Below are 18,557 nucleotides of genomic sequence, written 5' to 3' on the forward strand. Positions count from 1 at the left end.
AACGGGCGTCATCAGTCGCAAAACCGTCAGGCTGGCGGCCGCGCAATCAGGCAGGCGACCTCGCCGCTGTCGAAGCTCTTCGCCAACCGGACCTCGACCTGCCAGCTGTGGCGAAGGGCCGCCGCCTCAAGCCGCGCGCCAACGTCGTCCGCCCCCGTGGACGGCTCGTCATGGAAAAGAAAAAGGCGGCCCTCCGGCTTCAACAGCCGCACCAGCGCCGCAAACTCGCGGGCGGGATCGCCCCGCGTGAACACGCCGACGCGCATGGCGAACACCTTATCGAAGCGACGGCCACCGAGATCGAGCGAGCGAAGCTCCGCGACCCGCAAAGCGCCTCGCCCGGCGGCAACATATTCGGCATTTCGGCGTGCTGCGGCTGCCACCATCGCAGCCGATCGGTCGACCGCGACAATCTCCCCATCGACAAGCCGCTCGCAAACCTTCGTCACGGCAACGCCGTGTCCGCAGCCGACTTCGAGCAGATGATCGGACGGGCGGGGCGCGATGACGTCGATCGCCCAGTCGATCCTGTTCAGCGTCATCTGGATTGCTCTCCTTCCCTTCTCCGAAAACTAGCACGCGTGCCGGCGTGAATCCATCCGATGCAAATATAAAACCGCTTGCATAATTATATCAGATTTGCCACTCTCCCCGTAAGAGAGCGTGCCGTAACGGGAGAGAGAAATGCGCAAGGTCATCATGTGGGACATGGTCAGCGTTGACGGCTTCTTCGAAGCGCCGGGACACGACATCGGCTGGTTCGTCTTCGAGGACGAGCTCGCCGCCTATATCGGCGAAACACAGCTCGGAACGGGCACCTTGCTTTTCGGCCGCGTGACCTATGAGATGATGGCGGCCTACTGGCCGTCGGCCGAAGGTGACATCGCGACCTTCATGAACGGCGTCGAGAAATTCGTCTTCTCACGCACGCTGACCTCCGCCGATTGGGCACGGACGACGCTCGTGACCGGCGACGCCGCCAAGGAAGTCGAACGATTGAAAAGGCTCGAAGGCGGCACGATCTTCATTTTCGGCAGCGCCGATTTCGCCAGCGAACTGGTCGAGAAGGGCCTCGTCGACGAATACCGCCTCGGCATCAATCCGGTATTGCTCGGCGAGGGTGTGCCCCTCTTCAAACCAGGACTGAAGCGAACGAAACTCAAGCTGACCCACACGCGCCCTCTGGCATCCGGTGTCGTCATCCTGCACTACCAGCCGGAAGCGAGCGCATAGCGGGACGAGTGCCACGCAGGCGCGTGCGCCGATCTGGCCCAGCGCCACCTCTTGACTTCCTTGTCCGATCGTCCGACTTCACTGCTGCACAACTCCCTAAATCGGGATCGGTTTAGGGGTAAATGATGCAGCAGTTTGAAGTGTTGCAGCGTCCGTAGCGCGTCGTAAAATGACGCGCGGCGCTGTCGGGACGATGCAAGGAGACGGCGACATGAGCGAGACCGCACGCACGACGATCGACCAGAGCGAGGTTGACCGCTTTTCCGCCATGGCCGCGGAGTGGTGGGATCCGACCGGCAAGTTCCGGCCGCTGCACAAGTTCAATCCCGTTCGCCTCGCCTATATCCGCGACAAGGTGGCTGAGCATTTCGGCCGTGATCCCAGGAGCCCGCAGCCGCTGAAGGGCCTGCGGCTGCTCGATATCGGCTGCGGCGGCGGTCTCCTGTCGGAACCGATGGCGCGCATGGGCGCAGACGTGCTCGGCGCCGACGCCTCCGAAAAGAACATCGGGATCGCGAAGACCCATGCGGCCGGAAGCGGGGTAGCGGTCGACTATCGCGCGGTGACCGCCGAAGCGCTCGCCGAAGCCGGCGAGAGCTTCGACATCGTCCTCAACATGGAAGTGGTCGAGCATGTCGCCGATGTCGATTTCTTCATGACCACCTGCGCCCACATGGTGCGCCCCGGCGGCCTGATGTTCGTCGCCACCATCAACCGCACGATGAAGGCGGCGGCGCTTGCCATCTTCGCCGCCGAGAACGTGCTGCGCTGGCTGCCGCGCGGCACGCACCAGTATGAAAAGCTGGTGCGTCCGGAGGAGCTGGAAAAGCCGCTCGTGGCCAACGGCCTTGAAGTGACCGAGCGGACCGGCGTCTTCTTCAATCCGCTCTCCAACCAGTGGAACTTGTCCAAGGATATGGACGTCAACTACATGATCGTCGCCAAGCGGCCGCTATAAGTGCTGTCGGCGGGCTCAACCGGCCTGCCGACGCTCCTGCCATTCGCGCTTCAAGAGCGCATAGACGTATTCGTCTCCCCAGACATCGTTGAACCGGTCGTTCTCGATCAGATGCGCTTCGCGGCGCATGCCGAGACGCTCGACGACACCGACCGATCCCTTGTTGAGGGCATCGAGCCGGGCAAAGATCCGGTGGAAATTCAGCGTCGAGAAGCCGAGATCGAGGGTAGCCCGCATTGCCTCGGTGGCATAGCCCTTGCCGGCAAAGGCGGGATCGAAGATGTAGCCGGTCTCCGCCTGCTCCGCCGCGCCGTTGGCGAGTTTCAGCAGCACCTCTCCGATCACGGCGCCATCGTCCCGACGCTCGACGGCGAACACGGCGACATCCCCATCATCCACAAGCTTTGGCGCCGAAGCCTTGGCGAATTTTGTCCGCGCTGCCGTTTCGTTCAGCGGCTCCTGGTAGAGATAGCGATAGACCTCCGGCAGCTGGTGATAGCCAAAGTAGCTCACGAAATCATCGGGTGCGAAGGCCCTGATGATGAGGCGATCGGTGGAAATGCGGATATCGGACAACGTCATAGGCTGAAAAACTCCCACTGCAAAACCGCCAGATGGGAAGCAAGCCGTTGTATTTAAAGGGGCGCCGACGCGTTTACGCGAAAAGGGGCGAGTGTTTCCCGCCCGTGCGTCAGTTGACTTCGTCGGGCAGGATCGGCAGCGGCGCGACGGCAATGCCCTCTTCGAGCAGCGCCACGGCCTCTTCCGCCGTTGCCTTGCCGATCAGGCCGCGTTCTTCCGCTTCGCCGTAATGGATCTTGCGGGCCTCTTCCGGAAAGCGCTCGCCGACATCCTCGGCGTTTTCGCGTACGGACTTCACCAGCTCGCGGATCTTGGCGACCGTCTCCTTCTGCGCCTGGTCCATGATCACGGCCCGCGTCGCTTCCTTCTTGCGCGCAGTCGCGACGGAAGGCGCCATCAGCTGCTTGGCAACGGACGTCGAATTGCAGCTCGGACAGGAGACCAGCTTGCGCTCGACCTGGCGGTCGAAATCGTCGCTCGACGAGAACCAGCCCTCGAAATCGTGGCCGTTGTCGCAGGAAAGAGTGTAGCGGATCAAGCGGCAACGCCTCCCTTCCCGGTCGGCGCCACTTCATCGAGCACGAAACTGCGGGCGTTCTTCAGGTTCGGTATCTTGGCGCGCGCCGCGTGCACGGCGGCGACATCGATGTCGGCAAGCACGATCGCCTCGCCGGTCGGGCCAGCCGATGCAAGCACGCGCCCCCAGGGATCGATGATCATCGAATGGCCGAAGGTCTCGCGCCCATCCTCATGCATGCCCCCTTGCGCGGCGGCAATGACGAAAAGGCCGTTTTCGATCGCTCGGGCGCGAAGCAGGATTTCCCAGTGCGCCTCACCGGTCTGCCGCGTGAAGGCGGCAGGCACCGACATGATCTCGGCGCCGGCAACGGCCTGCTGCCGGAAAAGCTCCGGGAAGCGCACGTCGTAGCAGATGGAAAAGCCAAGCTTGCCAAAGTCGAGTTCGGCCAGGCGCGCGATGCTGCCGGGCTGATAGGCCGCACTTTCCCGCCAGCTCTCGCCGTTGTCGAGATCGACGTCGAACATATGGATCTTGTCGTAGTCGCAGATCTTCTGGCCGCTCGGGCCGAACAGCAGGCCGCGATTGGCGATCTTGCCGTCGGCAAGCGCGATTGGCGTCGAGCCGACATGGAGGTAGACGCCAAGTTCGCCGGCAAGCTGAGCTGCCGCCGCGGCGATGAGATCGTTGGCCTCGTCCTTCAGGATCGCGCGCAGAGCCGCCCGGTCGCGCTGGAGCGCCCCGGTCATTTCCGGGGTCTGGATATAGGTCGCGCCCTGGGCTGCCGCTTCGCGCGCAAGCCGCACCATCGTCTCCGCATTCTTGCGGGGATCGACGCCGGAACACATCTGAAGGGCTGCGGCCTTGAAACTCATGTCGTCCAACTCCCGGCGCTCACCGCTGACAAACGGGACGTCGCCTCTTGCAGGGGTGCGGTGCCTCAGGCAGCCAGCATCGCGTCGAGTTTGCCGGCGCGTTCCAGCGCATGCAGATCGTCGCAGCCACCGACATGAATGTCGTTGATGAAGATCTGCGGGAACGTCGTCCCCCCGTGCGACTTGTCGATCATCACCTTCCGAACGCTCGGATCATAGGTGGCATCGTGCTCGAGGAAGGAAACGCCCTTGGTTTCCAGGAGTTTCTTTGCAGCCGAGCAATAGCCGCAGAACTGACGCGTATAAATGACCACCGAAGCCATGATCCTGAACCGCTCCTTTGCCGGCGACCGTGCCGGACATCTGATTGTCATATAAGACCGGATACGGCTCTTGCAAAGGTCAAAACCGTGACCGACCCCGCCCCCGCCCGCTTCAGCGCACGGGTCGCTGCGACAACGGTTGCGCCGGTCGTATATACATCGTCGACGAGAACCACGCTTTTCCCGCTGAGACCCGCCTTGCCGCTTTCCGAGACGGCGAAGGCGCCGCGCACGTTCTCCTCGCGGGCGCGCAGCCCCAGGCGAACCTGCGGGCTCGTGCGCCGGATGCGCTTCAAGAGATCGGGCTGATAGGGACGGCCGGAGAGTTGCGCAATCGCCCGCGCCAGCTCCGCCGACTGGTTGAACCGCCGCTTCCACAGCCGGAAGGCATGCAGCGGCACGGGAATGATCGCATCGGCGGAAGCGACGGCGCCGTCGCTCGCCCGGATCATCCATGCCGCCATCATCGGCGCGAGATCCGTGCGGTCGCGATATTTCAGCCCGTGGACGAGATCGCGGGCGACGCCTTCATGGGTCGCCACCGACCTTAGCCGATCGAAGGCAGGCGGGTTGGCGATCGCCTCCGGTGACACCGATCCGGCGCCATGATCGACCGAAAACGGGGTGCCGAGAATATCGCAATAGGGCCGTTCGATCAGCGGCAGCGTCGCCCAGCAGGAGGCGCAGACCGCGCGATGATCGCCGACCAGCCGGCCGCAGCCGCAACAGACGGGCGGAAAGACGAGATCGACGAGACCCAGGCCGAACCGTCTCAGCATGCCCGCGCGCCACGCCTGCGGAATACGCAACCTCTCCCATGCCATGCGGTTGACTTTGTGCCTCCGAAGGTCTCTTTGCTGCCCATCGCGGAGAGACTATCGTGGAAAAAATCTTTGACCAGAGCCTCGTCGAGGCGCACCGGGCAAGGGCGCTCAGAAACGCCGATCCGAAGGCCGGATTCCTTCTCGACATCGTGGCCGAGGAGCTCGCCGAGCGTGTCGGCGTGGTCGAGCGCCACTTCGACCGCGCACTCGAACTGCACGGCTACACCGGTGAAACGGCCCGCAAACTGATGGCGACCGGCAAGATCGACGCCATCGAGCGCGTCGAGACCGACGCCCGCTTCGGCTCGACCGAGGCGCCGGTGACGATCGCCTCGCTCGAAGAAGTTCCGGCCGAACCGGAAAGCGTCAACCTGATCGTCTCGCCGCTGTCCCTGCATCTGACCAATGATACGCCGGGCGCCTTCATCCAGGTGCGGCGGGCGCTGAAGCCCGACGGGCTGTTCCTCGCCGCCATCCCCGGCAGCGGCACGTTGCAGGAACTGCGCGAAGCACTGCTGGCTGCGGAAGCCGAGCTGACGGGCGGCGCCAGCCCGCGCGTCATTCCCTTCGCCGATGTCCGTGACGTCGGCGCGCTCCTGCAGCGCGCCGGTTTCGCCCTGCCGGTCACCGACACGGAAAACTACACGGTCCGCTACGATTCGCTGTTTGCGCTGATCCGCGACCTGCGCGCCATGGGCATGACCAGCCCGCTTTCGGCGCGCAGCCGCACGCCCGTTTCCAGGCGCTTTTTCCTCAGAGCTGCGGAAATCTATGCGGAGCGCTTCTCCGATCCGGACGGTCGCATTCGCGCAACCTTCTCGATCATCTACCTGTCCGGTTGGGCACCGCACGAGAGCCAGCAGAAGCCGTTGAAGCCGGGTTCGGCAAAACAGCGGCTTTCAACCGCTCTCGGTACGAAAGAGCAGCCGCTTTAGGGCGGCATCCACCCCCAGATCCGGTTTTAATGTTTATGCGCTTGGGAACGCTGCGGCGAGCGAGTCGTAGACGTAGGTCAACGCACTGCCGATCTGGTTGGCCCCGAAGATCAGGCTGAGGGAGACGAGGGCGGCAATCAGCGCATACTCGATGGCGATGCCTCCATCCTTGCCGCGAAACAAGCGTCTAAGCGTTTCCATTCGTCCCCAGCCTGATTTCTGTTCAATCCGAAACGCAAGCCAGCACCAACGGGCGGATGGCGTTCGTTTCAGCAGCCGCTCTTGCGGCCGTCGGCATCGATAATGCAAACCGCTCCGGGCATTTCCTGAAGGACGCTGCGCCGAACCGTGTAGCGCTTGGTGGTCCCGTTCGAAGGGATGGAGCCGGTGGAAATGTTGTCGTAATCGACAGGCGTATTGGCCATGATGCGCTTGTCTGTCTTTGACGACAGCATGGGCGTCAGGATCAGCGTCAGTGCGATCACCGCTGTTCCGAACAACAGCGACAGATTGAGCACACCTGTCCGGCGGGACTGATTGTTCATCAGATCCTTTTCCTGAACCGTGTTCCAGAAATCGTCGTCCACCATCCCAGCCTCACAAACGCGCAAAATACGGCGAACGCAAGCGCCCTTCCCAAGCTTGGTTCTACCGCACTGCCTGAAATCGATACGCCGTTGCCAACGATACGTACCGAAACTGAATTGGAGCTATCTTTGCGCCAGGGAGATAAACGATCGATTAATAATCAATCAGATTTCGGGTAGGTTCAGAGCAAATCCATAAGAAACGGGATGAGCGGTTCGTCGGCCGGCGGCATCGGATAATCGCGCAGGGCCTTTGGCCGGACCCACTTGATCGCCTGGCCTTCCCGCCCGGTCGCAACCCCTTCGTAGCGGCGGCAGACATAGAGCGGCATCAGGAGATGGAAGTCGTCATAGGTGTGGCTGGCGAAGGTGAGCGGCGCGAGGCACGCGACCTTGGTGCGGATGCCGAGCTCTTCCTCGAGCTCGCGGATCAGGGTTTCCTCCGGCGTCTCGCCGGCCTCGACCTTGCCGCCGGGAAACTCCCATAGGCCGGCAAGCGATTTTCCTTCCGGCCGCTGCGCAAGCAGGATGCGGCCATCGGAATCGACCAGCGCGCAGGCCGCGACAAGCACGATCTTCTTTCCGTTGGCGTCCATGGCCTCAAGCTCCCGGCGTTCTGTAGATGTAGCTGTAGACTTCGGAGAAACCGGCGCCGCGATAAAGCGCCATGGCCGCGCTGTTGTCCGCTTCCACCTGCAGCCAGGCCTTCTTGGCGCCGCGAAGGCGCGCCCAGCGCAGGCAGACGTCGAGCATTGCCTTGCCGACGCCCTGGCCACGGACGCGCTCGTCGACGGCAAACTGCATGATGCCGGCAAGGTCGTTGTCCTGGACGACCAGCGCCACGGCCGTCGGCCCCGTTTCGGCATCCTCGAACAGGAAGAGGCCGCTCTCCGGCTTGATCGCATTGATGATTTCCGCCAGCGCCGCCTTGCGCTTCGGATCGCCCTTCGCAATCCCGATGCAGGCGTCGACGAAGCGGCCGACGTCCTTGATCGGCAGGTGATCGATGCCGTCGCCAAACTCGCGCTCGACGAGATCGACCGTCATCACCAGGCTGCGGCTGAACGCGGTCCAGCCCTCGGCGTCCATATGGGCGACAAGCTGCGGTGGCGTCAGCGGCGTCTGGCGCACGGTCAACGGCCGGCCGTAATCGGCAAAGCGCCGGGCGGCCTTTTCGAGACGGACCGGGATGTCGCGATAGTCGGACGGATCGAGCGGATTGACGGAATTCAACCGCTTGGAATCATGCCCAGCATTGAGCCGGATCAGCCAGCTGCCATCATATTGCACGGACGCTGCCGGCCAGGCGCGGAAACCCACGGCCTCGAGACGGCGCACGTTCGGAAGATCCACCATTGCCACTTCCCCAGCTTCGGCCTGTGCCTTGCCCGCCACGGGCCGAATATCACTCGATGTCATCTTGCTACCTCTGTACGGCCTGGCACGCCAGGCCGCTCACCATCCTGCAATCGGTGCCTCAGCTCCGGTAATCGCCGTTGATCTCGACATATTCCTTCGTCAGGTCGCAGGTATAGACGGTGGCGCGACCCGAACCGAGGCCGATCTCGACGCGGATCGGGATGTCCTCGGCCTTCATCACGGCGGTGGCCGCAGCTTCCGAATAGGTCGGATCACGCTCGCCCTCAACCGCGACGCGCACATCGCCGAACCAGATCGCCAGCCGGTCGCGTTCGGCCAATTCGCCCGCCTTGCCGACGGCCATGACCACGCGGCCCCAGTTGGCGTCTTCGCCGGCAACGGCGGTCTTGACCAGCGGCGAATTGGCGATCGAAAGCGCAATGCGCTTGGCGGCGGCATCGTTTTCGGCGCCCTCGACGGTGACCTCGACCATCTTGCGCGCGCCTTCGCCGTCACGCACCACCTGCAGCGCCAGATCGCGCAGGAGATCGTTCAGTGCTGCGCGGAAGGCATCGAGCCGCGGGTCGGCCGCGTCGGTGATCGCCGGCTGGCCGTCAGCCGATGCAGCGCCCGTCGCAAAGAGCATCAGCGTGTCTGACGTCGAAGTGTCGCTGTCGACCGTGACCGAATTGAAGGTCGGGCCGACGCCGGCCGAAAGCAGGGCCTGCAGCGCGGCCGGCGCAATGTCGGCATCGGTGACCACGAAGGAGAGCATCGTCGCCATGTCGGGTGCGATCATGCCGGCGCCCTTGGCGATTCCGTTGATCGTCACCTTGACGCCGCCGATGTCGGCGCTGCGCGTCGCAACCTTCGGATACGTATCCGTCGTCATGATCGCCTTGGCGGCTTCGAACCAGAAATCCTCTTTGCCGGCAGCAGCCAGATCGTCGAGCACGCCGGCAAACTTTGTCGCGTCCAAAGGCTCGCCGATGACGCCGGTCGACGCCAGGAACACTTCGCTCTCCGCGCAGCCGACAGCCTTTGCCGCCGACTTCGCCGTCAGTTCCGTCGCGTCGCGGCCCTTCTTTCCGGTGAAGGCATTGGCGTTGCCGGAGTTGACGACGACGGCGCGTGCGACACCGCCCGAAAGGTTCTTGCGGCAGAAATCGACAGGGGCCGAGGGGCACTTGGAACGGGTGAAGACGCCGGCCACGACGGCCGGCCGATCGAACACCATCATCAGCACGTCGGTGCGGTTCTTGTACTTGATGCCGGCGGCTGCGGTCGCCATGCGGACGCCGCGCACGGAGGGCATTTCGGCAAAGGTTTTCGGAGCGAGCGGGGAAACGGAGCCGGACATGAGAAACCTGCTGTGACGTGTTGAAACCAAAGCATCTCCAGGAAGAACCAGGGCGGCCTTCAGGAGTGCCTAAGAACAAAGATCCGGAGCGGTCTACAACCGAAACGGCTCCAGATCCATCTTGCGACAAATGCCCGAACGGTTTTCACCGCCGGGCATCGACAAAAAAGCGGTGACGACAGGCCCCGCCGGTGGCAGGGCCCGCCGATCGAATTACTTGGCTTCTTGCGCTTCCTGCGCCTTGTTGGCCTCGTCATAGGCCTGCTTCAGCGCTGGGTCGGAAATTTCGACGCCTGCATCCTTCTTGGCAGCGGCAAGCAGCTCGACATACTTGTCACGCATGACGAGCTGGCGAACCTGCTGTTCGACCTGCTCGAGCGGCGGCGGAGCCTGCGGACGCTTGTCTTCAACCAGGATGACGTGGAAGCCGAACTGGGTCTTGACCGGGGTCTTGGTGTAGGTGCCCTTCTCGAGAGCGAAGGCAGCCGTTTCGAATTCCGGCACCATGCGGCCCTTGGTGAAGTAGCCGAGGTCGCCGCCGTCGTTCTTGTTCGGATCGGTGGACTTCGCCTTGGCAAGCTCGACGAAGCTCTTGCCGGCGTCGAGTTCCTTGATGATTTCCTTGGCTTCGTCTTCCGTCTTGACCAGGATATGACGGGCCTTCACTTCTTCCTGAACCGGGATGGCCGCGACTTCCTTGTCGTAGCGGGCCTTCACCTCGTCCTTGGTGATGGCGTCGACGACGTGCTTCTTGAAGTAGGCGTTGTGCAGTTCGCGCTCGGTGAGGTACGCGACGCGCTGCTTGAAGGTGGCGTCGTCCTGCAGGCCTTCCTTCTCGGCCGTGGCGGATAGAAGCTTGACGTCGATGATCGCCGACAGTGCAGCGGCGCGCTTCTGTTCTTCCGGCATCTGCTGCAGCTGCGGGTCGAGACCGCCCAGAGCAAGGTTGAGTTCGGACTGGCGCACGTCCTCGCCGCCAACCTTGGCGACCACCGGATCGGCGTCTTCCGCCCGCGCGCCACCATGTACGGCCATCGCCGCAACCAGTGCCGCGGCGGCCAGGGTTTTCAACTTGGTCATGCTCACTAACCTTTCACATTGGCCTTCGGCGCAATTGCCTGCAGCTTGTAGCGGCTGCACAACACCAGAATGTGGCGGTTCTGTAGCCGTCCAGTAGTGCAATTGCGTTGACATAATTCGACCCCCCTCTTATCTGTCACGCAACCTCGCGTCCAGAACAGTTTCCGGGCGTTTCACGGCATTGCGCGGTTTTCGCGGCGCGGCCATGAGACCCAAGGCAACAAAAAAGAAAGGACCATTCATATGGTCAGTCTCGGCGGCCTAGCCCGCAAGTTGTTTGGCTCCTCCAACGATCGCCGCGTGCGCGGCTACAAAGCCCGGGTGGATGCCATCAACGCTCTCGAAGCCGACATGAAGGCCCTGTCGGACGAGGCGCTCGCCGGCAAGACGGTGGAATTCCGCAAGCAGCTGGAAGAAGGCAAGACGCTCGACGACCTGCTGGTTCCGGCCTTTGCAGTCGCCCGCGAGGCGGCTCGCCGCGTGCTCGGCCTGCGCCCGTTCGACGTCCAGCTCATCGGCGGCATGATCCTGCATGAGCGCGCCATCGCCGAAATGAAGACCGGTGAAGGCAAGACCCTCGTCGCGACGCTTCCGGTCTACCTGAACGCGCTTGCGGGCAAGGGCGTGCACGTCGTTACCGTCAACGACTACCTCGCCCAGCGCGACGCCGGCACCATGGACCGCATCTATAGCTTTCTCGGCATGACCACGGGCGTCATCGTCCACGGCCTGACCGACGAGCAGCGCAAAGCCGCCTATGCCTGCGACATCACCTACGCCACCAACAACGAGCTCGGCTTCGACTATCTGCGCGACAACATGAAGTACGAGCGCGGACAGATGGTCCAGCGCGGTCACTTCTTCGCCATCGTCGATGAAGTGGACTCGATCCTCGTCGACGAAGCGCGCACGCCGCTGATCATCTCCGGCCCGCTCGACGACCGCTCGGATCTCTACAACACGATCAACGAGTTCATTCCGCTGCTTTCGCCCGAAGATTACGAGATCGACGAAAAGCAGCGCTCGGCCAACTTCTCCGAAGAAGGCACCGAGAAGCTCGAAAACCTGCTGCGCGAGGCGGGCCTGCTCAAGGGTGAATCGCTCTACGACATCGAAAACGTCGCGATCGTCCACCACGTCAACAATGCGCTCAAGGCCCACAAGCTGTTCCAGCGCGACAAGGACTACATCGTTCGCAACGGCGAGATCGTCATCATCGACGAATTCACCGGCCGCATGATGCCGGGCCGCCGTTATTCGGAAGGCCAGCACCAGGCGCTCGAAGCCAAGGAAAAGGTGCAGATCCAGCCCGAGAACCAGACGCTCGCATCGATCACCTTCCAGAACTACTTCCGCATGTATTCCAAGCTCGGCGGCATGACCGGTACGGCCTCCACCGAAGCGGAAGAATTCGGCAACATCTACGGTCTGGAAGTCGTTGAAGTCCCGACCAACCTGCCGATCAAGCGTATCGACGAGGACGACGAAGTCTATCGCACCCAGGGCGAGAAGCTGAACGCCATCATCGAGGAGATCAAGTCGGCACACGAGCGCGGCCAGCCGATGCTGGTCGGCACGACGTCGATCGAAAAGTCGGAACAGCTCGCCGACCTCCTGAAGAAGTCGGGCTTTGCCAACTTCCAGGTTCTGAACGCCCGCTACCACGAGCAGGAAGCCTTCATCGTCGCCCAGGCCGGCGTGCCGGGCGCCGTCACGATCGCCACCAACATGGCCGGTCGCGGTACCGACATCCAGCTCGGCGGCAACGTCGACATGCGCATCCAGCAGGAGCTCTCGGACGTCGAGCCCGGCCCCGAGCGCGAACAGCGCGAACAGGCGATCCGCGCCGAAGTGCAGCAGCTGAAGGAAAAGGCGCTGGCCGCCGGCGGCCTTTACGTTCTCGCGACCGAGCGCCACGAAAGCCGGCGCATCGACAACCAGCTGCGCGGCCGTTCCGGCCGTCAGGGCGACCCGGGTCGCTCCAAGTTCTACCTGTCGCTCCAGGACGACCTGATGCGCATCTTCGGCTCCGACCGCATGGACGGCATGCTGCAGAAGCTGGGCCTCAAGGAAGGCGAGTCGATCATCCATCCGTGGATCAACAAGGCTCTCGAACGCGCCCAGAAGAAAGTCGAAGCCCGCAACTTCGACATCCGCAAGAACCTTCTGAAGTACGACGACGTTCTCAACGATCAGCGCAAGGTGATCTTCGAGCAGCGTATCGAGCTGATGGATGCCGAAAGCGTCACCGAAACCGTGACCGACATGCGCACCGAAGTCGTCGAAGACATGGTCAGCAAGCGCATTCCCGAGAAGGCCTATGCCGAGCAGTGGGACGTCGCGGGCCTCAAGGCCGACGTGCAGCAATACCTCAATCTCGACTTGCCGATCACCGAATGGGCCGCCGAGGAAGGCATTGACGAGGCCGACATTCTCGAGCGCGTCATGGCCGCTGCCGAAAAGGAAGCCGCCGACCGTGCCGAACGCTTCGGTCCCGAGATCATGCAGTATGTCGAACGCTCGGTCGTGCTGCAGACGCTCGACCATCTGTGGCGCGAGCACATCGTCAACCTCGACCACCTGCGCTCGGTCATCGGCTTCCGCGGTTATGCCCAGCGCGACCCGCTGCAGGAATACAAGTCCGAAGCCTTCGAGCTGTTCCAGGCCCTGCTCGGCAACCTGCGCCAGGCCGTGACGGCACAACTCATGCGCGTTGAGCTGGTGCGCGAAGCGGCAGAAGCGCCGCAGCCGGTCCCGCCTGCCATGCACGGCCACCACATCGACCCGCTGACCGGCGAGGACGATTTCGGCGGCGAAACGCTTCTGGCAGCTCCGCCGGTACAGCGCGACGCGGCCAACCCACTGTCCTGGGGCAAGGTGTCGCGCAACGAGCTGTGCCCCTGCGGTTCGGGCAAGAAGTACAAGCACTGCCACGGCATCTACGAGGCATAAGCCGAATATGGAAAGCGGGTGCTGTCTGCACCCCCTGCCCTTCAGAAATGCCGCCTCCGGGCGGCATTTTCGTTTCGCGGGGCCTGCTTGCTAGCGATCGGACGACCTGGCGTGGGCAATCAGGCTTTCGAGTGCGCGAATGCCGGTGCGGTTGATGTGGCGGCGGCCGAGCGTGGCGTTGATGCGGAGTGCGAGGTATTGCGCATCCGCCGTTTTGAGGTCGTCCAGCCGCTCGATGCCGATCTCCTGGAGATAGCCGACCATGCGCGGGCCGATCGATTTCGCCTGCATCATCCGTTGCCGCTCGATGTCCTCAATCGGCATGGTTGCCCCTATTCCTTACAACCGCGCTGCACCCTTTGTTAACGCTGTTCTGGCAGTACTGAAACCCTGTATTGCGTAATCTCAGGGTGTTCTCGTGTTCATGGCGGTATGTCAAACGGCCGGACGAATGCTGCCGTCGGCACTGAGACACCGCCTGTCCGCAATATTCGCCGGACTTCTCCCGATCCTCACCGGTTCGGACGCGAAGAACGCCGCGCGCCGCATGGCGCTCGTCGCCTTCGCGGTTCGTATCGTCAGCGCCGCCATCGCCTTCCTGTCGCAGATCATCCTTGCGCGGCTGATGGGCGAATTCGAATACGGCATCTTCGTCTTCGTCTGGGTGCTGGTCATCCTGTTCGGCAGCCTCTCCTGCGTCGGCTTCCACTCGGTGGTCATCCGCTTCCTGCCGGAGTACCAGGCATCGGCCGCCATGGACGAGATCCGCGGCGTGACGACGACGGTGCGCGTCTTCGCACTTTCCTCGGCTACCACGGTCGCGGTCCTCGGCCTTGCCGGTCTTTGGTTCTTTTCCGGGCACATCGAGGCCTACTACCTCGTGCCCCTCTATCTCGGGCTCTTTACCCTGCCGATGATTTCGCTCGGCGACGTCATGGATGGCACCGCGCGCGCCCATGGCTGGCCGATTGCCGCCATGAGCCCCACCTTCATCATCCGGCCGCTGCTGGTGCTCGTTTTCATGGTGCTCGCCGTCACCGCCGGGGCGCCGCATACGGCGCAAACGGCCATGATGGCAGCCATGGCGGCGGCCTATGTCACCAGCGTCTCGCAGTTCCTCGCGCTCACCTATCGCCTTCGCTCGCGCTATGTTCCAGGACCGCGACGCATCGAACTTCGCCGCTGGCTCAAGGTCTCGATCCCGGTCTTCCTGGTCGATGGCTTCGGGTTCCTTCTCACCAATTCCGATGTGGTGATCGTCGGCCTCTACCTTGAGCCGGACGACGTCGCGATCTATTTCGCCGCCGCCAAGACGATGGCGCTGGTGCATTTCGTCATGTTCGCGGTCAAGGCAGCCGCAGGTCCGCGCGTCTCCAACGCGATGGCGCGCGATCCCGGCCAGATCCCCGGCATCGCGATCGAAAGCGCCCGCTGGGCCTTCTGGCCGTCGCTTCTGGTCGGCGCGCTGGTGCTTGTGGCCGGACCGTTCCTGCTATCGCTTTTCGGGCCGGCCTTCGTCACCGGGCTGCCGCTGATGATGGTGCTTTTTGCGGGCATCCTCGCCAAGGCTTTCGTCGGCCCGGCCGAAACGCTGCTGACGATGGCCGGCCAACAGACGCTGTGCGTGATCCTCTACGCTGGCGCGCTGGTGGTCAACATCGCACTCAACCTCAGCCTCATCCCTCTTTTCGGACTGAACGGTGCTGCTTTTGCAACCGCCGGTGCTATGTTCGTAGAGGCGATGCTGCTGCACATCGCCGTCCGGCGTACCTTCGGCTTCGCGCTCTTCGCCTTCGCAAGTGCACGGGCCGGCAATGATAACAACGGGGCTGTCCATCCATGATCGGCAATACCAATCTTCCGAGCGATGCAAACAGCCGGGCCGCACGGGTTCTCGGCGGTCTGGCGCAGGCCGGCGACAGCGGGCCGACCGCAGAGCAGCTGATCGAGGTCGGTCGCCCCGGACGCCATCTTGCCATCTATCCGGCAAGGGCCGGCTACGAGTTGCAGCGCGAGCTCGACTTCCTGTCGAACCGGGCGCTGGAACCGAATGTCTTCTTCACGGGCCGCTTCCTGGCGCCGGCCATGCCGCGCCTCGAAGAGCGCGTCATCCGGCTTGCGATCATGCGCGACAACGACGAACGCCGCAGCCGTCTGCGTTTCCTGATGCCGTTCTCGATCGAAAAGCCCGGCTTCTCGATCGGCGCACCGATCATCCGCGCCTGGTCGAACCCGTTCGGTCCGCTCGGCGTGCCGCTGCTCGACGCCGAGGATGCGGCCGAGACAATCGACAACCTGTTCGAAGCCTTTGCCGCACCGGCAACCGGGCTGCCCTCGATCCTGGTGCTGCCCGACATGCGGCTGAACGGCAAGGTTGCCCGCCTCACCCGCGCGGTCGCCATCGGCCGCAACCTGCCTTTGACGGTGACCGACACCTTCAGCCGGCCGATGCTCGAAAGCCTGCTCGACGGACCGACCTATCTGCGCCAGGCCATCAGCCCGGCGCACTTCCGCGAATTGCGGCGGCAGTGGAACAATCTCGAGAAGCAAGGCGAACTCGTCTATTCGGTCGCCCGCCAGCCGGCCGACGTCCGCCTGCGCATGGAGGAATTCCTGGCACTGGAGGCCTCGGGCTGGAAGGGCAAGGCGCGCAGCGCCATGGTGCTCGACCGCTTCCGCGCCGCCTTTGCCCGCGAGGCGATCACCAATCTGGCGGACGGCGACAGCGTGCGCATCCACACGCTCGATCTCGACGGCAAGGCGATCGCCTCAATGGTCGTCTTCCTGATGTCGGGCGAGGCCTATACCTGGAAGACCGCCTATGACGAGCGCTATGCCAGGTTCTCGCCGGGCAAGCTGCTTCTCGCCGAACTGACGGAATGGCATCTCGACGACGCCAACATCGCCCGCTCCGATTCCTGCGCGGTGCCGGACCACCCGATCATGAGCCGCTTCTGGCAGGAGCGCGAAGACATGGGCACCATGGTGATCGGCCTGCAGCAGACCCGAGACCGCGAAGTGCGCCAGGTGGCAGCCCAGCTCCACCTCTATCGCAACACCCGCAACATGGCGCGGATTCTGCGCGACAAGATCAAGGCGCTGGCCGGACGCTAGAGCGGGACGAGAAACCGCGCGCGGTTTCCGCCCGCTTTCCCGCTCCAACCTATCGGGATCGATCGCGCAACGGCCGAGGGGCTACGAGGCTTCGGAAATGTCGATCGCCTCGTGCGCTTCCGCCGCCGCCTGCTCGCGCAGGAACCGCCTGATCACCTTGCCCGAGGTCGTCAGCGGCAGGCTGTCGACGAAGGCGATCTCGCGCGGATATTCGTGCATCGAAAGCCGCGTCTTCACCCATTCGCGGATGGAGGTCGCCACACGCGCGTCGCCAACGACGCCCGGCCGCAATACGACATAGGCCTTGACGATCTCGGTGCGCACCGGATCGGGCTTGCCGACCGCGGCGGCAAGCTGCACGTCCGGATGGCCGGCCAGGCAATCCTCGATCTCGCCCGGGCCGATGCGATAGCCCGACGAGGTGATGACATCGTCGTCACGCCCGAAGAAGGTGAAATAGCCCTCCTCATCCATCACGCCCTGATCGCCTGTCGTCATCCAGTCGCCGATGAATTTTTTCTCGGTCGCCGCCTCATTCCCCCAATAGCCGAGGAACATCACCGGGTCCGGCCGCTTGACCGCCACCTGTCCGACGCTGCCGGCCGGCATTTCGCGCCCCTCGCCGTCGATGATCGCCACCCGGTGACCGGGGGCTGCCTTGCCCATCGATCCCGGCTTGACGACGCCAAGATCGGCGGCCGACGAGATGACGATGTTGCACTCGGTCTGGCCGTAGAACTCGCTGACTTCGAGGCCGAGCGCGGCCTTTGCCCACTCATAGGTTTCGCGACCAAGGGATTCACCGGCCGAGCCGATGGTTCTCAGATTAAGCCGATAGCGCTCGCGCGGGTTCTCGACCGCCTTCATCAGCCGAAGCGCCGTCGGCGGAATGAAGGCGTTGCGCACGTCCATTTCTTCCAGGATGCGAAAGGCCGTATGCGGATCGAATTTTTGGGCCGGCGACGACACGACCGGCACGCCATGCAGCAGCGACGGCAACAGCGCGTTGAGCAATCCGCCCGCCCAGGCCCAGTCGGCCGGCGTCCACATCCGGTCGCCCGGCTGCGGCAGGAAATGATGGTGAAACTCGAAGCCCGGCAGATGGCCGAGCAGCACCCGGTGCCCGTGCAGCGCCCCCTTGGGCGGTCCTGTCGTGCCTGACGTGTAGATCATCAAGGCCGGGTCGTCCGGGCCGGTATCGGCCGCAACAAAGCCCGAAGGATCACCCGACGCCAGGTCCGAGAAGGCGATCGTGCCCGCCTGCGGCTGATCGTCCGCCAGCACCACAAGCCGTAAGTCAGGCAGCCGTTCACGGATCGCCGCAATGCGTTCATAACCGAAGCTGTTGGTGACGACAGCTGCCACGCCGGCATCGCGCAGCCGGTACTCGAGCGCCTCGACGCCGAAGAGCAGCGCCAGCGGCAGAGCGATGGCACCGTGCTTGTAGATCGCTGCATGGGCGATCGCCGTTTCGAACCCCTGCGGCAGCAGGATCGCGACCCGCTCGCCGGGCACGATACCCTCCCCCGCAAGCCCCTTGGCGAAGGCCGAGGATTGCCGCGCGAATGCACCATAGGTGAGCGATCGATGCGCACCGCCGGGATCAAAATGCTGGAGGCAGACCCGCTCCGGCGCCCGCGCAGCCCAGGCGTCGCTGACGGCAACGCCAATATTGAACTTTTCCGGGATCTGCCAGCGGAAGGCGCGGTAGAGTTCGTCGTAGGTCTCTATTCTCGGTAACATGACGCTGCCATGACAGTTTTCTTGCTGCAGCGCACCTAACACCTTCGCAAGCGACAGTTCAATGACCGCGACGACACGGCTGCGTGAGCGTGCGCCACACTGGTCATCGCTTCAG

The 18,557-nt window shown here is 63.5% G+C and carries 20 protein-coding genes; 6 read left to right on the forward strand and 14 right to left on the reverse strand.

The genetic code is table 11. The features are described from left to right. Positions 1-26 precede the first annotated feature (26 nt). On the reverse strand, positions 27-542 hold the full coding sequence (locus OKW20_RS25230; RefSeq protein WP_429176616.1) for a class I SAM-dependent methyltransferase: 516 nt from the start codon (positions 540-542) through the stop codon (positions 27-29). A 142-nt stretch (positions 543-684) separates the two neighbouring features. Here OKW20_RS25230 and OKW20_RS25235 point away from each other — a divergent pair, with 142 nt between their 5' ends. Together OKW20_RS25235 and ubiG are read left to right on the forward strand one after the other, a co-directional pair. After that, complete coding sequence (locus OKW20_RS25235) at positions 685-1,233, forward strand: dihydrofolate reductase family protein (RefSeq protein ID WP_429176619.1); 549 nt, start codon at positions 685-687, stop codon at positions 1,231-1,233. Between the two features lie 211 nt (positions 1,234-1,444). Continuing rightward, positions 1,445-2,191, forward strand: a complete 747-nt coding sequence (gene ubiG, locus OKW20_RS25240) for a bifunctional 2-polyprenyl-6-hydroxyphenol methylase/3-demethylubiquinol 3-O-methyltransferase UbiG (protein ID WP_090299864.1) — start codon at positions 1,445-1,447, stop codon at positions 2,189-2,191. Between the two features lie 15 nt (positions 2,192-2,206). On the opposite strand, the gene OKW20_RS25245 is transcribed toward ubiG, so the two are convergent. The 5 genes from OKW20_RS25245 to OKW20_RS25265 all read right to left on the reverse strand — a co-directional run bounded on the left by OKW20_RS25245 (position 2,207) and on the right by OKW20_RS25265 (position 5,267). After that, positions 2,207-2,773 carry a GNAT family N-acetyltransferase gene (locus OKW20_RS25245; protein WP_429176622.1) on the reverse strand — a complete coding sequence of 189 codons (567 nt, stop codon included), beginning with the start codon at positions 2,771-2,773 and terminating at the stop codon, positions 2,207-2,209. Between the two features lie 109 nt (positions 2,774-2,882). After that, positions 2,883-3,311, reverse strand: coding sequence for a DUF1178 family protein (locus OKW20_RS25250; RefSeq protein ID WP_034797716.1), 429 nt, complete (start codon positions 3,309-3,311; stop codon positions 2,883-2,885). Continuing rightward, complete coding sequence (locus OKW20_RS25255) at positions 3,308-4,165, reverse strand: carbon-nitrogen hydrolase family protein (protein ID WP_429176625.1); 858 nt, start codon at positions 4,163-4,165, stop codon at positions 3,308-3,310. The genes OKW20_RS25250 and OKW20_RS25255 overlap by 4 nt, the downstream gene beginning before the upstream one ends. 65 nt (positions 4,166-4,230) lie before the next feature. Further along, the gene (gene grxC, locus OKW20_RS25260) at positions 4,231-4,488 is read right to left on the reverse strand and encodes a glutaredoxin 3 (RefSeq protein WP_043622990.1); all 258 of its coding nucleotides are present in this window, start codon (positions 4,486-4,488) and stop codon (positions 4,231-4,233) included. A 47-nt stretch (positions 4,489-4,535) separates the two neighbouring features. After that, the gene (locus OKW20_RS25265) at positions 4,536-5,267 is read right to left on the reverse strand and encodes a ComF family protein (protein WP_429176628.1); all 732 of its coding nucleotides are present in this window, start codon (positions 5,265-5,267) and stop codon (positions 4,536-4,538) included. Between the two features lie 101 nt (positions 5,268-5,368). Between OKW20_RS25265 and OKW20_RS25270 the strand changes: the two genes are divergently transcribed. Then, positions 5,369-6,247: a methyltransferase domain-containing protein gene (locus OKW20_RS25270; RefSeq protein WP_429176630.1), complete on the forward strand. Its 879-nt coding sequence runs from the start codon at positions 5,369-5,371 to the stop codon at positions 6,245-6,247. A gap of 33 nt (positions 6,248-6,280) precedes the next feature. Here the strand turns inward: OKW20_RS25270 and OKW20_RS25275 are convergent, their stop codons facing one another. From OKW20_RS25275 to OKW20_RS25300, 6 genes are all read right to left on the reverse strand, one after another. Further along, a complete protein-coding gene (locus OKW20_RS25275) occupies positions 6,281-6,448 on the reverse strand; it encodes a Flp family type IVb pilin (RefSeq protein ID WP_082006159.1) in 168 nt (55 codons plus the stop codon). Between the two features lie 68 nt (positions 6,449-6,516). Further along, positions 6,517-6,837 (reverse strand): hypothetical protein, encoded by a 321-nt coding sequence (locus tag OKW20_RS25280; RefSeq protein WP_043622998.1) that lies wholly within the window; start codon positions 6,835-6,837, stop codon positions 6,517-6,519. Positions 6,838-7,016: 179 nt separating this feature from the next. Next, positions 7,017-7,430 (reverse strand): 8-oxo-dGTP diphosphatase MutT, encoded by a 414-nt coding sequence (gene mutT / locus OKW20_RS25285; protein WP_043623001.1) that lies wholly within the window; start codon positions 7,428-7,430, stop codon positions 7,017-7,019. Between the two features lie 4 nt (positions 7,431-7,434). Then, the gene (locus tag OKW20_RS25290) at positions 7,435-8,253 is read right to left on the reverse strand and encodes a GNAT family N-acetyltransferase (protein WP_043623003.1); all 819 of its coding nucleotides are present in this window, start codon (positions 8,251-8,253) and stop codon (positions 7,435-7,437) included. Positions 8,254-8,311: 58 nt separating this feature from the next. Beyond that, complete coding sequence (gene argJ, locus OKW20_RS25295) at positions 8,312-9,553, reverse strand: bifunctional glutamate N-acetyltransferase/amino-acid acetyltransferase ArgJ (RefSeq protein ID WP_402325236.1); 1,242 nt, start codon at positions 9,551-9,553, stop codon at positions 8,312-8,314. A gap of 213 nt (positions 9,554-9,766) precedes the next feature. Beyond that, the gene (locus OKW20_RS25300) at positions 9,767-10,633 is read right to left on the reverse strand and encodes a peptidylprolyl isomerase (RefSeq protein WP_043623010.1); all 867 of its coding nucleotides are present in this window, start codon (positions 10,631-10,633) and stop codon (positions 9,767-9,769) included. 243 nt (positions 10,634-10,876) lie between these two features. On the opposite strand from OKW20_RS25300, the gene secA reads away from it, so the two are divergent. Continuing rightward, positions 10,877-13,585, forward strand: a complete 2,709-nt coding sequence (gene secA, locus OKW20_RS25305; RefSeq protein ID WP_192450577.1) for a preprotein translocase subunit SecA — start codon at positions 10,877-10,879, stop codon at positions 13,583-13,585. A gap of 90 nt (positions 13,586-13,675) precedes the next feature. On the opposite strand, the gene OKW20_RS25310 is transcribed toward secA, so the two are convergent. After that, the gene (locus OKW20_RS25310; RefSeq protein ID WP_429176636.1) at positions 13,676-13,909 is read right to left on the reverse strand and encodes a hypothetical protein; all 234 of its coding nucleotides are present in this window, start codon (positions 13,907-13,909) and stop codon (positions 13,676-13,678) included. Between the two features lie 127 nt (positions 13,910-14,036). Between OKW20_RS25310 and OKW20_RS25315 the strand changes: the two genes are divergently transcribed. Both OKW20_RS25315 and OKW20_RS25320 read left to right on the forward strand, forming a co-directional pair. Further along, positions 14,037-15,428: an oligosaccharide flippase family protein gene (locus OKW20_RS25315; protein ID WP_429177117.1), complete on the forward strand. Its 1,392-nt coding sequence runs from the start codon at positions 14,037-14,039 to the stop codon at positions 15,426-15,428. Next, a complete protein-coding gene (locus tag OKW20_RS25320; protein ID WP_402325239.1) occupies positions 15,425-16,699 on the forward strand; it encodes a GNAT family N-acetyltransferase in 1,275 nt (424 codons plus the stop codon). Before OKW20_RS25315 ends, OKW20_RS25320 begins: the two co-directional genes overlap by 4 nt. 81 nt (positions 16,700-16,780) lie before the next feature. On the opposite strand, the gene OKW20_RS25325 is transcribed toward OKW20_RS25320, so the two are convergent. Further along, positions 16,781-18,442: an AMP-binding protein gene (locus OKW20_RS25325; protein WP_429176639.1), complete on the reverse strand. Its 1,662-nt coding sequence runs from the start codon at positions 18,440-18,442 to the stop codon at positions 16,781-16,783. Positions 18,443-18,557 lie beyond the last annotated feature (115 nt).

The sequence above is a fragment of the Ensifer sp. LBL genome, assembly GCF_050435225.1.
Taxonomy (GTDB): Bacteria; Pseudomonadota; Alphaproteobacteria; order Rhizobiales; family Rhizobiaceae; genus Ensifer.

Excerpts from the sequence above, each read along its gene's own strand:
- OKW20_RS25300 (WP_043623010.1), bottom strand. The coding sequence starts at position 10,633 with ATGACCAAGTTGAAAACCCTGGCCGCCGCGGCACTGGTTGCGGCGATG.
- mutT (WP_043623001.1), bottom strand. The coding sequence starts at position 7,430 with ATGGACGCCAACGGAAAGAAGATCGTGCTTGTCGCGGCCTGCGCGCTG.
- OKW20_RS25290 (WP_043623003.1), bottom strand. The coding sequence starts at position 8,253 with ATGACATCGAGTGATATTCGGCCCGTGGCGGGCAAGGCACAGGCCGAA.
- OKW20_RS25235 (WP_429176619.1), top strand. The coding sequence starts at position 685 with ATGCGCAAGGTCATCATGTGGGACATGGTCAGCGTTGACGGCTTCTTC.
- OKW20_RS25280 (WP_043622998.1), bottom strand. The coding sequence starts at position 6,837 with ATGGTGGACGACGATTTCTGGAACACGGTTCAGGAAAAGGATCTGATG.
- OKW20_RS25245 (WP_429176622.1), bottom strand. The coding sequence starts at position 2,773 with ATGACGTTGTCCGATATCCGCATTTCCACCGATCGCCTCATCATCAGG.
- OKW20_RS25265 (WP_429176628.1), bottom strand. The coding sequence starts at position 5,267 with ATGCTGAGACGGTTCGGCCTGGGTCTCGTCGATCTCGTCTTTCCGCCC.
- OKW20_RS25255 (WP_429176625.1), bottom strand. The coding sequence starts at position 4,165 with ATGAGTTTCAAGGCCGCAGCCCTTCAGATGTGTTCCGGCGTCGATCCC.
- ubiG (WP_090299864.1), top strand. The coding sequence starts at position 1,445 with ATGAGCGAGACCGCACGCACGACGATCGACCAGAGCGAGGTTGACCGC.
- OKW20_RS25315 (WP_429177117.1), top strand. The coding sequence starts at position 14,037 with ATGCTGCCGTCGGCACTGAGACACCGCCTGTCCGCAATATTCGCCGGA.
- OKW20_RS25325 (WP_429176639.1), bottom strand. The coding sequence starts at position 18,442 with ATGTTACCGAGAATAGAGACCTACGACGAACTCTACCGCGCCTTCCGC.
- argJ (WP_402325236.1), bottom strand. The coding sequence starts at position 9,553 with ATGTCCGGCTCCGTTTCCCCGCTCGCTCCGAAAACCTTTGCCGAAATG.
- OKW20_RS25310 (WP_429176636.1), bottom strand. The coding sequence starts at position 13,909 with ATGCCGATTGAGGACATCGAGCGGCAACGGATGATGCAGGCGAAATCG.
- grxC (WP_043622990.1), bottom strand. The coding sequence starts at position 4,488 with ATGGCTTCGGTGGTCATTTATACGCGTCAGTTCTGCGGCTATTGCTCG.
- OKW20_RS25230 (WP_429176616.1), bottom strand. The coding sequence starts at position 542 with ATGACGCTGAACAGGATCGACTGGGCGATCGACGTCATCGCGCCCCGC.
- secA (WP_192450577.1), top strand. The coding sequence starts at position 10,877 with ATGGTCAGTCTCGGCGGCCTAGCCCGCAAGTTGTTTGGCTCCTCCAAC.
- OKW20_RS25320 (WP_402325239.1), top strand. The coding sequence starts at position 15,425 with ATGATCGGCAATACCAATCTTCCGAGCGATGCAAACAGCCGGGCCGCA.
- OKW20_RS25275 (WP_082006159.1), bottom strand. The coding sequence starts at position 6,448 with ATGGAAACGCTTAGACGCTTGTTTCGCGGCAAGGATGGAGGCATCGCC.